General features: G+C 68.4%; 9 protein-coding genes and 1 pseudogene. 6 read left to right on the top strand and 4 right to left on the bottom strand.

Going from position 1 to position 12,986, the window contains the following annotated elements; genetic code table 11:
* Positions 1 to 43: 43 nt before the first annotated feature.
* Entirely contained in the window at positions 44 to 334 is a 291-nt protein-coding gene (gene rpsF, locus SSOG_RS22330) for a 30S ribosomal protein S6 (protein WP_009716508.1), read from the bottom strand.
* A gap of 229 nt (positions 335 to 563) precedes the next feature.
* On the opposite strand from rpsF, the gene SSOG_RS22325 reads away from it, so the two are divergent.
* The 3 genes and pseudogenes from SSOG_RS22325 (at position 564) to SSOG_RS22315 (ending at position 3,241) form a co-directional block, all read left to right on the top strand.
* Positions 564 to 881 carry a hypothetical protein gene (locus SSOG_RS22325; RefSeq protein WP_009716507.1) on the top strand — a complete coding sequence of 106 codons (318 nt, stop codon included), beginning with the start codon at positions 564 to 566 and terminating at the stop codon, positions 879 to 881.
* A gap of 117 nt (positions 882 to 998) precedes the next feature.
* Positions 999 to 2,131 (top strand): annotated as a pseudogene (locus tag SSOG_RS22320) (lipid II:glycine glycyltransferase FemX).
* Positions 2,132 to 2,209: 78 nt separating this feature from the next.
* Positions 2,210 to 3,241, top strand: coding sequence for an alanine racemase (locus SSOG_RS22315; RefSeq protein WP_009716505.1), 1,032 nt, complete (start codon positions 2,210 to 2,212; stop codon positions 3,239 to 3,241).
* 34 nt (positions 3,242 to 3,275) lie between these two features.
* Here SSOG_RS22315 and SSOG_RS22310 read toward each other — a convergent pair whose 3' ends face one another.
* Together SSOG_RS22310 and SSOG_RS22305 are read right to left on the bottom strand one after the other, a co-directional pair.
* Entirely contained in the window at positions 3,276 to 4,763 is a 1,488-nt protein-coding gene (locus SSOG_RS22310; RefSeq protein ID WP_009716504.1) for a glycosyltransferase family 87 protein, read from the bottom strand.
* A 205-nt stretch (positions 4,764 to 4,968) separates the two neighbouring features.
* Entirely contained in the window at positions 4,969 to 7,644 is a 2,676-nt protein-coding gene (locus SSOG_RS22305; RefSeq protein WP_009716503.1) for a transglycosylase domain-containing protein, read from the bottom strand.
* A 356-nt stretch (positions 7,645 to 8,000) separates the two neighbouring features.
* On the opposite strand from SSOG_RS22305, the gene SSOG_RS22300 reads away from it, so the two are divergent.
* The 3 genes from SSOG_RS22300 to SSOG_RS22290 all read left to right on the top strand — a co-directional run bounded on the left by SSOG_RS22300 (position 8,001) and on the right by SSOG_RS22290 (position 11,305).
* Positions 8,001 to 8,711, top strand: a complete 711-nt coding sequence (locus SSOG_RS22300) for a PadR family transcriptional regulator (protein WP_009716502.1) — start codon at positions 8,001 to 8,003, stop codon at positions 8,709 to 8,711.
* Between the two features lie 50 nt (positions 8,712 to 8,761).
* A complete protein-coding gene (locus tag SSOG_RS22295; RefSeq protein ID WP_009716501.1) occupies positions 8,762 to 9,844 on the top strand; it encodes an inositol-3-phosphate synthase in 1,083 nt (360 codons plus the stop codon).
* 123 nt (positions 9,845 to 9,967) lie between these two features.
* Positions 9,968 to 11,305, top strand: coding sequence for an MFS transporter (locus tag SSOG_RS22290; protein ID WP_009716500.1), 1,338 nt, complete (start codon positions 9,968 to 9,970; stop codon positions 11,303 to 11,305).
* 18 nt (positions 11,306 to 11,323) lie between these two features.
* Here SSOG_RS22290 and SSOG_RS22285 read toward each other — a convergent pair whose 3' ends face one another.
* On the bottom strand, positions 11,324 to 12,814 hold the full coding sequence (locus SSOG_RS22285; RefSeq protein ID WP_039938345.1) for a CCA tRNA nucleotidyltransferase: 1,491 nt from the start codon (positions 12,812 to 12,814) through the stop codon (positions 11,324 to 11,326).
* Between the last annotated feature and the right edge of the window lie 172 nt (positions 12,815 to 12,986).

Genomic DNA, 12,986 nt, shown 5'->3' with positions numbered 1-12,986 from the left:
ACTCGTTGCGATACGGCCCGGTGACCGCTGAACGCTTACGCGCTCAGTGGGTCTCGGGACGGAGGACCTTGGTCCGGAGGACCGACTCGTTCAGGTTCAGCTGGCGGTCGAGCTCCTTGACGACCGCGGGCTCGGCCTGAAGGTCGATGACCGAGTAGATGCCCTCGGGCTTCTTGTTGATCTCGTACGAGAGACGACGACGCCCCCAGGTGTCGACCTTCTCGACCTTGCCGTTGCCCTCGCGGATAACGGAAAGGAAGTTCTCGATCAGCGGGGAGACAGCACGCTCCTCGAGATCGGGGTCGAGGATGACCATCACCTCGTAGTGACGCATGTGGAACCCACCTCCTTTGGACTCAGCGGCCACGGTCGTTCCGTGGCAGGAGGGTCGTGATGCGTTGTGCCGTGGCGTCTGTACAGACACCACCGCAGACCGTACACAGTACCCGCCTCTGACCTCCCGCTTGAAATCCGGGCTCCTTGGCCCGCAATCTGTACACATCGGGTGTGAGCGGCGTTACAGTTCGCCGCCCTGCCTTTATGGGCCTACCTGGAGGTGCCCCATGGCACAGGCAGCACGACCGCAGCACGGACTGCTCTCCTTCCTGGACACCGATGGCAAGTCTCATCCCGTCGAGAACGCCATCGCCGTGTCGACGCTGCTGATCGGTTTGATCTCCTTCGTCACGGCTTACTTCCCCGGCCTCCACCTGGTCAGCTCGTGGACCGGGCTGATCGGCATGCTCTGCGGGGCATGGGGCCAGCTGATCTCCGCGACCACCGGAGAGCGGTTCCTGCTGATCATCGGGCTCGGTGCGTCGGGCGTCGGCTTCTACCTCGGGATGGCGCACGGCGGGCTCTTCGGCGGGCTGCTGGGCTGACTCCCCGAGGGCAGGTTGACCCCAGGCCCAAACGGGGCACGCCCCGGTCGCAGTAGGCTTCGGCGCGAGAGCCGGAGCCCCGACCCTGGGGACACACCTGCCGAGGAGCGCCCCGCAATGAGCCTGACCCTGAGGACGATCAGCCGAGAGCAGCATCTGGCGTACATCCAGAGCCTGCCGTCGGCAAGCCACATGCAGGTCCCGGCATGGGCTGACGTCAAGTCGGAGTGGCGCTCGGAGAATCTCGGCTGGTTCGACGCCACCGGCCAGTTGGTCGGCGTCGGCCTCGTCCTCTACCGCCAACTGCCCAAGATCAAGCGGTATCTCGCCTACCTCCCCGAGGCCCCGGTCATCAACTGGTACGCGCCCAAACCTGGAGGGAGTGGCTGCGCCCCGATGCTCGCGCATCTCAAGCAAGCAGGGCGCCTTCTCCCGTGAAAGATGGGCCCGCCGGGTCATCATCCGCCGCTGGGGACTCCGCCCGCGATCAAAGTCCGGGCATCCAGAAACCCGGGATGTGAAAGCGGCTGCGCGACGTCGAGGCCACCCACATCGAGCCACGGGCCTTCGAGGTCTCCGACCGGCTGCGGCGGATGGGCTGGCAGCAGGGCGAGGACGGCGGTGCGGGCTTCGGCGACGTCCAGCCGCGGTACGTCTTCCAGGTGCCCCTGGAGAACCGCTCCCTGGAGGACGTCCACAAGAGCTTCAACCAGCTGTGGCGCCGCAACATCAAGAAGGCCGACAAGGCGGGCGTCGAGGTCGTCCAGGGCGGCTACGAGCACCTGGGCGAGTGGCAGCGGCTCTACGAGATCACCGCGGAGCGCGACCACTTCCGGCCCCGCCCGCTCAGCTACTTCCAGCGCATGTGGACGGCCCTCAACACCGAGGACCCCAACCGGATGCGGCTGTACTTCGCCATGCACGAGGGCGAGGCGGTGGCCGCCGCCACGATGCTGGTCGTCGGCGGCCACGTCTGGTACTCCTACGGCGCCTCCGCCAACCACAAGCGCGAGGTCCGGCCCTCGAACGCGATGCAGTGGCGGATGCTCCGCGACTCGTACGCGCTCGGCGCGACCGTCTACGACCTGCGCGGCATCTCCGACTCGCTCGACGAGACCGACCATCTCTTCGGCCTGATCCAGTTCAAGGTCGGCACCGGTGGGCAGGCTGCCGAATACCTCGGCGAGTGGGACTTCCCCCTCAACAAGCTGCTCCACAAGGCGCTCGACATCTACATGTCCCGCCGCTGACCCTGATTTCCTGATCCCCCGCAAAAGCTGCATACCTCGAATACACCGCGGCAACGAGAAAGGTTCCGGGACCGGCCAATGGCGCTCACCCTCTACGTCGACACCGCGCGCTGGCGGGCTCACCAGCAGATGGTCATCCAGCAGTTTCCGGGGATAGTCCCGGTCTGCAAGGGCAACGGCTACGGCTTCGGCCATGAACGGCTGGCCGAGGAAGCCGCCCGCATCGGCGCCGATGTCCTCGCCGTGGGCACCACGTACGAGGCCGCCCGGATGAAGGACTACTTCAGCGGCGACCTGCTCGTCCTCACCCCCTTCCGCCGCGGGGAGGAGCCGGTGCCGCTGCCGGACCGGGTGATCCGGTCGGTCTCGTCCGTCGACGGCGTCTACGGCCTGGTCAACGCGCGGGTCGTGATCGAGGTCATGAGCAGCATGAAGCGGCACGGCGTCACCGAGGAGGACCTGCCCAAGCTGCACGCCGCTATAGAGAATGTGCGGCTGGAGGGGTTCGCCATCCACCTCCCGCTCGACCGGACCGACGGCATCGACGCGGTCGAGGAGGTCATCGGGTGGATGGACCGGCTGCGCGCGGCGCGGCTGCCGCTGCACACCATGTTCGTCAGCCACCTCAAGGCGGACGAACTGGCGCGGCTACAGCAGCAGTTCCCGCAGACCCGGTTCCGCGCCCGCATCGGCACCCGGCTGTGGCTGGGCGACCACGAGTCGACGGAGTACCGGGGCGCGGTGCTCGACGTCACCCGGGTCGCCAAGGGCGAACGCTTCGGCTACCGCCAGCAGAAGGCCGCCTCCGACGGCTTCCTGGTGGTCGTCGCGGGCGGCACCTCCCACGGCGTCGGCCTGGAGGCGCCCAAGGCGCTGCACGGGGTGATGCCCCGGGCCAAGGGGGTCGCCCGCGCCGGTCTCGCGACCGTCAACCGCAACCTCTCGCCCTTCGTCTGGGCGGGCAAGCAGCGGTGGTTCGCCGAACCGCCGCATATGCAGGTGTCCATCCTGTTCGTGCCGGGCGATGTCACGGCACCGCAGGTGGGGGATGAGCTGGTGGCCCATCTGCGCCACACCACGACGCAGTTCGACCGCCTCTTCGACCGCTGAGCCCCGTCGCCGCAGGTGGGCTCCCGCGGGGAGCTCACCTCCGGTCGGCACCCCAGTCCGTGCGCGCCGCGCCCTCGTACTGCGCCGTGCGCCGCGCCTCTCCCAGCACGAACGCGTCCGGCGCCCGGTCGAGTACGCCGCCCGACGGGTCGTCCGAGCCGTCCCGGCGCACCGGATCCCGGTCCGGCACCAGCGCGTCCCGCACCACCATCGCGCACAGGAAGAGCGTTCCCGCGAAGTGCAGCGCGGTCGCGAGCTGGTAGCCCTCGGGCGGCAGCCCCCGGTGCTGATCACCGCTGTTGGTGTACGCGAGGTACATCCAGACCCCGAGGAAATACATCACCTCGCACGCCTGCCACACCAGGAAGTCCCGCCAGCGCGGCCGCGCCAAGGCGGCGAGCGGAATCAGCCACAGCACGTACTGCGGTGAGTAGACCTTGTTGGTGAGCACGAAGGCCGCGATGACCAGGAAGGCGAGCTGGGCGAAGCGCGGCCGGCGCGGGGCGCACAGGGCGAGGGCCGCCACTCCGGCGCAGGCCAGCACCATGAGGATCATGGCGTAGGTGTTGACGTCGTCCATGGGATTGCCGGTGCGCTGCGAGATGATCAGCCAGAGCGACCCGAAGTCGACCGGGCGTTCCTCACTGAACGTGTAGAACTGCTTCCACCCCTCGCGGATGTGCAGCCCACCGCCCTGCGTAGTGATCATCACGGGCACGTTCACCCCCAGCCACGAGGCCGCCGCGCCGCCCGTCGCCGCCCAGAAGGCGCGCCACCGGCCCGCGCGCAGGCACAGCACCAGCAGCGGGCCGAGCAGCAGCACCGGGTAGAGCTTCGCGGCCGTCGCGAGGCCGAGCAACACACCGGCTGCCAGCGGGCGGCTGCGGGCCCACATGAGCATGGCGGCGGCGGTGAGGGCGACCGCGAGGAGGTCCCAGTTGATCGTGGCGGTGAGCGCGAAGGCGGGGGCCAGGGCGACCAGCAGCGCGTCCCAGGGGCGGCGGCGGTGCGTACGGGTTACGCAGACCGCGATGACCGCGGTGCAGGCCATGAGCAGGGCCGTGTTGGCCAGCCAGTAGACCTGTTCGCGGGTCTGGAGGTCGCCGCCGTGCGGGGTGAGCCAGGAGGCGACCTCCATCAGGAGACCGGTGAGGACCGGGTACTCCAGGTACTCCATTCCGCCGGAGACGCTGTCCGGTATCCGGTTGAAGTACGGGACGAGGTCGTTGGCGAAGCCGCGGCCGTTGTAGAGGTGCGGTATGTCGGAGTAGCAGGCGTGGGTGTACTGGGCGGTGGCGCCGTAGAACCAGCCGCCGTTGTAGCAGGGCAGCTTCTGCACCATGCCCAAGGCGAACATTCCGATGGCGACGAGCGCGATGATCCGCACCGGGGTCCACCAGCTCGTGCCCAGCAGCGCCCGGCGCCCGATGGGGCCGCCGATCAGCTCGCTGCCGGCCGCGGCGACCGAATCCTCCGTGGTCGGCCGTACGGGCTGGGCCTGTGGGTCCTCGCGCACGCTCATGGGCCCATCCTGCCGTACGAGCCGGGCGGGAGGAGTGAGGACCGCCTCAGCGGCCCGCTGAGCGCCTCGGGACGTCCAGAGCCACCCGGGGGCGCGCGCCCGTCCGTGAAGCGCGCAGAGAGCCGCAGAGGCCCTCGAACGGCGGCGGCCGCGCCGGAGCGGGATGCTCCGGCGCGGCCGCCGATCGCTGTACGGGAGGTCGGGACTACTCGTCCTTGCGGGTGCCGGACGGGCCCCCGAAGATCCCGCCCGGTGGCTCCGTGGTGGGCGAGGGAGTGGGTTCACCCGGGCCGCCGCTGGGGCCTGCGTTCTCGCCGCCCTGGTTGCCGCCACCCCCGTTGTCGTTGCACTTGAAGTCCAGCGGATCACACGTCTGCGTGGGACTCGGGGTGCCGGAGGGCGTCTGGGACGGCGTCTCGGACGGCGTCTGCGACGGGGTCTGGGACGGCGTCTGCGTCGGCTTCTGGGTCGTCGGCGTGGGGCTCGCGTTCTCGCCGTAGACCTTGTCACCGATCGGGGTGGCCGCCGGGAAGTCCTTGGCCGGCTGGCCCGCCATCGCCTTGCGCATGTAGTCGGCCCAGATCTCCGCGGGGTACGACGCACCGTGGATGGTCTCCTGGCCGCCCACACCGCGCATCGACCGGAAGATCTGCCGCTTGGCCCGGTCGTCCACCCGCCACATGCCGATCGACGTGGACAGCTGCGGGGTGTAACCGGCGAACCAGGCCGACTTGTTCTGGTCGGTGGTTCCGGTCTTGCCCGCCGCCGGGCGGCCGATCTTCGCCGAGGTGCCGGTGCCGCGCGCTATGACGTTCTTCAGCACGTCGGTGACGTTGTTCGCCACGTCCCCGTCAAAGGCCTGCTTGATCTTGGCCTGGTCCTTGTGGTTGTAGACCTCGCCGTCCTTGTCCTCGACCCGCTCGACCGAGTACGGATCGGCCTGCTGACCGCTGGCCGCGAAGGTCGCGTACGCCCCGGCGAGCCGGATCGCACTCGGCGCGGAGGTGCCGAGGGAGAACGTCGGGGTGATCGTGGCCAGCTGCTCCTTGCTGAGGCCCGCGTCCAGGGCCGCGTCCCGCACCTTGTCGGTGCCGACGTCCATGCCCAGCTGGATGAAGGGCGTGTTCACCGAGTACTGCATCGCGGTGCGCAGGCTGATCTTGCCCTTGTCCTCGTCACCGTCGTTCTTCTGGTGCCACTCCTGGTTGTTCTTGTCCTTCCAGACGGATCCGTCGTAGTCGCGCAGGGTCAGCTTGTTGTCACCGTCGTAGACACTCGCCGGATTGACCCTGGTGCGTTCCGAATCCGGTTGGTCACGCGGACCGTTGCGGTCCCGGACACCGTCCCTCATCGCCGCGGCCAGCACGAAGGGCTTGAAGGTCGAGCCCACCTGGACACCGGTGTAGTCCGCGTTGTTGCGATAGTGCTCCAGCGCGTCGCTGCCGCCGTAGATGGCCTTGATCTTGCCCGACTTGGGCTCCACCGAGGCACCGCCGAACTGCACGAACTTGTCCACATCGCGCTGTTTCGGCTTGATGTTCTCCTTGGACACCTTGTGGACCGCGTTCTCCAGCAGACCCATCTTCTTGCGGTCGAAGGTGGTGTGGATCTGATAGCCGCCCTTGTCCAGCTCCGTCTTGGAGATGTTGGTGTTGGCGACGACGTAGTTGTCGGCGAGGTCGGTCAGATAGCCGATCTGGCCCTGCTTGTTCGTCGCCACCTTCGGGCTCTTCGTCTGCGGGAAGCGCTTGTCGAGCCAGTACTGGGCCCTCTCCTTGGACAGCCGGCCCACCTGGACCTCCCGCTTGAGGATCCACGCCCAGCGCGCCGTGGCCCGCTTGGTGTTCGCCTCCGCGCTCGCGGACGGTCCGTAGCCGCCGTTCGGGTCGTACAGGTTGGGCCCGTTGAGCGTCGCGGCGAGGAAGGCGCTCTGGCTCGCGTTCAGCTTCTCGCAGTCCCTGTCGAAGTACGCGCGGGCCGCCGCCTGGCAGCCATAGGCACCGCGGCCGTAGTACGCGGTGTTCAGGTACCCCCGGAGGATGTAGTCCTTGCTCTTGGTCGAGCCGACCTTGACGGAGATGAGCAGTTCCTTGGCCTTGCGCGTCACCGTCTGCGACTGGTCGAGGTACGTGTTCTTCACGAACTGCTGGGTGATGGTCGAGCCACTCTGGGTCGCACCGCCGCGCGCCATGTTGACGACGGCGCGCGCGATACCCATCGGGTCGACGCCCGAGTCCTGGTAGAAGCTGGCGTTCTCCGCGGAGATCACCGCGTTCTGCATCGACTTGGGGATCTTGTTGAGCGGCACGATCTGACGGTTGAGATCACCGCCGCCCGAGACCACCATCTGCTTGCCGTCGCCCCAGTAGTAGACGTTCTTCTGGGTCTGCGACGCGGCCTGCTCGGTGGGAACGTCGACGATCATCCACCCGATGCCCACGGCGCTGACGAGCACCGCGAAGAAGAAGATGAAGGTTCCCGTGACGAGCCGCCAGGAGGGCACCCAGCGGCGGAAGCCCGTCTTACCCGCGCGCGGGTAGTCGATGAACCGCTTCTTACCGGGCGGACCGTCGCCGCCCGCGCCCCGCCCACGGCCACCGCCGGTGGCCCGCCGACCACCACCGCGGCCACCGCGGCCCGCACCACCGGCGGCCGGGTCGGGTGCTCCTCTTCTCCGCCCTCCGGCGCCGCGTTGCGCGGCGCGGCGGGCCTCGGCCCTGCCGCCGTGGGAAACCTCTTCCCCATAGGAAGCCGAGCCCGACTCGGCGGCGGCGTTGTGCGATGGTGCTGCGCGACGGCCGGACGACTGCTGTCCGGCACGCCGGGCCGCTGCTCGGCCGCCGCCCTGGGGCTGCGGCGACTTGCGACGGTGCTCGCTCATGGAACGACTACTCCTCGGGCAGGCGCTATCGCCTGAAAGCGGCAGGTGGCTTCCGGTCCCCCCGATGTGCAATCCGGCCACACCTGGTAACCGGACGCACTGCCTCCAGGACGAGGACGCAGGACAGCGTCACACGGTTCCCTTTGGTCTGCATGGCGAACAGAGTACGCACGGCCAAATCTTGTCTCCTCGGCGCCTTCACTCCATAACGCTCCGGTTGCGTCCCACGAACAGGTGATGTGACGCCGTTCACCGTGGTCGCTCTTGTCCCACCGGGAGCACCGCCCTATCGTCTTGATGTATCGAGTCGATACATCAGCTCGGCATAGTGCCCCAGGAGACGGGAGAGGCAGGCGATGAGCAGACGCTCCGGCATCCTCGAGTTCGCCGTCCTCGGCCTGCTCCGTGAGTCCCCGATGCACGGATATGAGCTGCGAAAGCGCCTCAACACCTCGCTCGGGGTGTTCCGTGCGTTCAGTTACGGCAGCCTCTATCCCTGTCTCAAGACGCTGGTCGCCAACGGCTGGTTGATCGAGGAGCCCGGAAACGCCTCCGAGGAGGCCGTCGCGGCCACCCTCGCGGGCCGCCGGGCGAAGATCGTCTACCGGCTGACGGCGGAGGGGAAGGAGCGGTTCGAGGAGCTGCTCTCCCACACCGGCCCGGACGCTTGGGAGGACGAACACTTCGGCGTCCGTTTCGCCTTCTTCGGACAGACGTCGCGGGACGTACGGATGCGCGTGCTCGAAGGGCGGCGCAGCCGCCTGGAGGAGCGCCTGGCAAAGATGCGGGCCTCCCTGGCCCGCACCCGAGAGCGGCTGGACGACTACACCCTCGAGCTCCAGCGGCACGGTATGGAGTCGGTGGAGCGCGAGGTCCGCTGGCTGAATGAGCTGATCGAGAGCGAGCGGGCCGGGCGCGACCAGCGCGACGAGCCCGCCGGGCAGGACCGGATGCCTGAGCAGGGGCCGGACCGGTCGCCGGAGCAGGACCGGTCAGGAGATGCGGACGGCCTGCCCCGGCACCGGGGTGGTTCCCGGCCGGACCCGTCCGATGACACCGCCAAGTGAGGCCCCGCACCCCGCAGGGCTTCGTCGAGTACACACAGGGAGCAACCGGAATGGGTTCGGTTCGTGTAGCCATCGTCGGTGTGGGCAACTGTGCCGCGTCGCTGGTGCAGGGCGTCGAGTACTACAAGGACGCCGACCCGGACACCCGCGTGCCGGGTCTGATGCATGTGCAGTTCGGCGACTACCACGTCCGTGACGTGGAGTTCGTCGCCGCCTTCGACGTGGACGCGAAGAAGGTCGGGCTGGACCTCGCGGACGCCATCGGCGCCAGCGAGAACAACACCGTCAAGATCTGCGATGTGCCGTCGACCGGTGTCTCGGTCCAGCGCGGCCACACGCACGACGGTCTCGGCAAGTACTACCGCGAGACCATCGACGAGTCCGACGAGGCCCCGGTCGATGTGGTCCAGATCCTCAAGGACAAGCAGGTCGACGTTCTGGTCTGCTACCTGCCCGTGGGCTCGGAGGACGCCGCCAAGTACTACGCCCAGTGCGCGATCGACGCCAAGGTCGCCTTCGTCAACGCGCTGCCGGTCTTCATCGCCGGCACCAAGGAGTGGGCGGACAAGTTCACCGAGGCGGGCGTGCCGATCGTCGGTGACGACATCAAGTCGCAGGTCGGCGCCACGATCACGCACCGGGTGCTGGCGAAGCTGTTCGAGGACCGGGGCGTCATCCTGGACCGCACCATGCAGCTGAACGTCGGCGGCAACATGGACTTCAAGAACATGCTCGAGCGCGAGCGCCTGGAGTCCAAGAAGATCTCCAAGACGCAGGCCGTCACCTCGCAGATCCCGGACCGTGAGCTGGGCGCCGACAACGTCCACATCGGCCCCTCGGACTACGTGGCCTGGCTGGACGACCGCAAGTGGGCGTACGTCCGCCTCGAGGGTCGCGCGTTCGGCGACGTCCCGCTGAACCTGGAGTACAAGCTCGAGGTGTGGGACTCCCCGAACTCCGCGGGCGTCATCATCGACGCGCTGCGCGCCGCGAAGATCGCCAAGGACCGTGGCATCGGCGGCCCGATCCTCTCCGCCTCCTCGTACTTCATGAAGTCGCCGCCGGTGCAGTACTTCGACAACGAGGCCCGGGAGAACGTGGAGAAGTTCATCAAGGGTGAGGTCGAGCGCTGAACCATGGCGCCGCGCCGCGACGGTGCGCCACGACGGTGCGCTGTGAGGCGCTGATCTCCGCCGCTTGATCACGGGCCTCCGGGAATCCCCCCGGAGGCCCGTGCGGTGTGTGAAGGTGGCGTCATGCCCGTTGTGCGTGATCTCCGCGTGCTGCTGCAACTGCGCGACTTCCGCCATCTGCTGGCCGTCCGTCTGCTGTCCCAGTCCGCCGACGGCGTCTACCAGGTCGCGCTGGCCACCTACGTGGTCTTCTCCCCGGAGAAGGAGACCTCCGCCGCGGCCATCGCCTCCGCCATGGCCGTCCTGCTGCTCCCCTACTCCCTCCTCGGCCCCTTCGCCGGTGTGCTGCTCGACCGCTGGCGCCGCCGCCAGGTCCTGCTCCACGGCAATCTGCTGCGCTCCGGGCTGGCCGCCGGAACCGCGGTGCTGGTCCTCGCCCAGGTACCGGAGTGGCTCTTCTATGTCTCCGCCCTGTCGGTGACGGCGGTCAACCGCTTCGTGCTGGCCGGTCTGTCGGCCTCGCTGCCGCGGGTGGTGGACAGCCAGGAACGTCTGGTCATGGCCAACTCCCTCTCACCGACCGCGGGCACGCTCGCCGCCACCGCGGGCGGCGGCTTGGCGTTCGTGGTCCGGCTCTCGGGCCCGGGCGGCTCCTCTTCGGACGCGCTGGTCGTCCTGCTGGGCGCCGCGCTCTACCTCCTCGCCGGACTCTCGGCGCTCCGCATGCCCTCCGGCCTCCTGGGGCCCGATCCGGCGGCCCTGCAACCGCACCTCGGCGCCGCGCTGGTGAGCACCGTCCGCGGACTCGTCGCCGGATTACGCCACCTCCTGCACCGCAGGGATCCCACCCTGGCCCTGACCGCGATGACGCTGATGCGCTTCTGCTACGGCGCCCTCACCGTCACGGTGCTGATGCTCTGCCGGTACGCATGGGCCGACACCGAGTCGGGCGGGCTGGCGCTCCTCGGCATCGCGGTCGGCGTCTCGGGCGCGGGCTTCTTCGCCGCGGCGGTGATCACCCCATGGGCGATCGGCCGGCTTTCCTCGCTCGACGCCTCCCGGCCGGACGGCCAGCTCCATTGGGTGATGGTGTGCGCGGCGATCGCGGCCGTCCTGGAACCGGGCCTGGGGCTCCCTTTCGAACCCGCCCCGATACTGGTGGCCGCCTTCGTGCTCGGCCTCATCACCCAGGGCGCGAAGATCGCCACCGACACCGTCGTCCAGTCCGCGATCGAGGACGACTTCCGCGGGCGGATCTTCTCCCTCTATGACGTGCTCTTCAACGTCGCCTTCGTGGGAGCCGCGGGGGTGGCAGCCCTGATGCTGCCACCGGACGGGACATCGGCCGCCCTGGTGACCGGAGTGGCGCTGCTCTACGCGGCCACCGCCGTCCTGCTCATGTTTCACGTGAAACACCGCCCCGGGAAACCCACGGGGATCGATGTTTCACGTGAAACGTGACGCGCCGGAGGCGCGGCGTCAGTCCTGAGACTGAGCCGCCCACCACTCCCTGAGCGCCGCGACGGCGGCATCCCGGCCCATGGGGCCGTGCTCCAGCCTCAGCTCCAGCAGATGCTTGTACGCCTTGCCGACCTCAGGGCCCGGAGCGATGCCGAGCACCTTCATGATCTCGTTGCCGTCCAGGTCCGGACGGATCGCCTCCAGCTCCTCCTGCTCCTGGAGCCTCGCGATCCGCTCCTCCAGACCGTCGTACGCCCGCGACAGCGCCATGGCCTTCCGCTTGTTGCGCGTCGTGCAGTCCGAGCGGGTCAGCTTGTGCAGCCGGTCCAGCAGCGGACCCGCGTCACGCACATAGCGCCGCACGGCCGAGTCGGTCCATTCGCCCGTGCCGTAACCGTGGAAGCGCAGATGCAGCTCGACCAGCCGGGAGACCTCCTTGACCAGCTCATTGGAGTACTTGAGCTTCGTCATCCGCGACTTGGTCATCTTGGCGCCCACCACCTCGTGGTGGTGGAAGGAGACACGGCCGTCCTTCTCGAAGCGGCGCGTCTTCGGCTTCCCGATGTCATGCAGCAGCGCGGCCAACCGCAGCACCAGATCCGGCCCGTTCTCCTCCAGATCCATGGCCTGGTCCAGCACGGTCAGCGAGTGCTCGTACACATCCTTGTGCCGGTGGTGCTCATCACGCTCCAGCCGCAGCGCGGGGATCTCCGGCAGTACGCAGTCGGCGAGCCCGGTCTCGACCAGCAGCCGCAGCCCCTTCCGGGGGTATGCGCCCAGGACCAGCTTGTTCAGCTCGTCACGCACCCGCTCCGCCGAGACGATGTCGATCCGTCCGGCCATCGCCTTCATCGCGGCGACCACCTCGGGCGCCACCTCGAAGTCGAGCTGGGAGGCGAACCGCGCCGCGCGCATCATCCGCAGCGGATCGTCGGAGAAGGACTCCTGCGGGGTCCCGGGGGTGCGCAGCACCCGCGCGGCGAGATCTTCGAGCCCGTTGTGCGGGTCGATGAACTCCTTCTGCGGGAGCGCCACCGCCATGGCGTTGACCGTGAAGTCCCGGCGGACCAGATCTTCCTCGATGGATGCGCCGTAGGACACCTCGGGCTTCCGGGATGTCCGGTCATAGGCTTCTGACCGATACGTCGTGATTTCGATCTGGAAACTCTGATGTGTCCCGTTGTCGCCCGGTCCTTCCTTCTGGCAGCCGACCGTACCGAAGGCGATACCCACCTCCCACACGGCGTCCGCCCAGGGCCGGACGATCTTCAGCACCTCGTCGGGGCGGGCGTCCGTCGTGAAGTCCAGATCGTTACCGAGGCGGCCGAGCAGCGCGTCCCGGACCGAGCCGCCGACCAGGGCAAGGCTGAACCCCGCCTGCTGAAAGCGTCGGGCAAGGTCGTCGGCGACGGGAGAGACCCGCAAAAGTTCGGCCACGGCGCGGCGCTGCACCTGGTTGAGCTCATTGGTCGACTGCGGGGATCGGCTGTCATTGTTGGCGTTCGGCACAACAGAACAGGGTACGTGGCCGCGCGCCCCGGGGCCTCCACGTTGATCGTCGGTTCCATCACGGTGACGATCTTGTGGAGCCCTCCACAGCACTTCGCCACAGCGGGCATCGTTACCATGCGTGGACGCACATTGCGACGACCACTGACGATCACAGACGACAAGGGACGGG

Source organism: Streptomyces himastatinicus ATCC 53653, assembly GCF_000158915.1.
Classification (GTDB): domain Bacteria; phylum Actinomycetota; class Actinomycetes; order Streptomycetales; family Streptomycetaceae; genus Streptomyces; species Streptomyces himastatinicus.
This window is presented reverse-complemented; position numbering and strand designations above follow the sequence as displayed.

What these genes read in the sequence shown, in the direction of transcription:
- rpsF (WP_009716508.1), bottom strand. Translation starts at nt 334, where the DNA reads ATGCGTCACTACGAGGTGATGGTCATCCTCGACCCCGATCTCGAGGAG.
- SSOG_RS22325 (WP_009716507.1), top strand. Translation starts at nt 564, where the DNA reads ATGGCACAGGCAGCACGACCGCAGCACGGACTGCTCTCCTTCCTGGAC.
- SSOG_RS22315 (WP_009716505.1), top strand. Translation starts at nt 2,210, where the DNA reads ATGGCGCTCACCCTCTACGTCGACACCGCGCGCTGGCGGGCTCACCAG.
- SSOG_RS22310 (WP_009716504.1), bottom strand. Translation starts at nt 4,763, where the DNA reads ATGAGCGTGCGCGAGGACCCACAGGCCCAGCCCGTACGGCCGACCACG.
- SSOG_RS22305 (WP_009716503.1), bottom strand. Translation starts at nt 7,644, where the DNA reads ATGAGCGAGCACCGTCGCAAGTCGCCGCAGCCCCAGGGCGGCGGCCGA.
- SSOG_RS22300 (WP_009716502.1), top strand. Translation starts at nt 8,001, where the DNA reads ATGAGCAGACGCTCCGGCATCCTCGAGTTCGCCGTCCTCGGCCTGCTC.
- SSOG_RS22295 (WP_009716501.1), top strand. Translation starts at nt 8,762, where the DNA reads ATGGGTTCGGTTCGTGTAGCCATCGTCGGTGTGGGCAACTGTGCCGCG.
- SSOG_RS22290 (WP_009716500.1), top strand. Translation starts at nt 9,968, where the DNA reads ATGCCCGTTGTGCGTGATCTCCGCGTGCTGCTGCAACTGCGCGACTTC.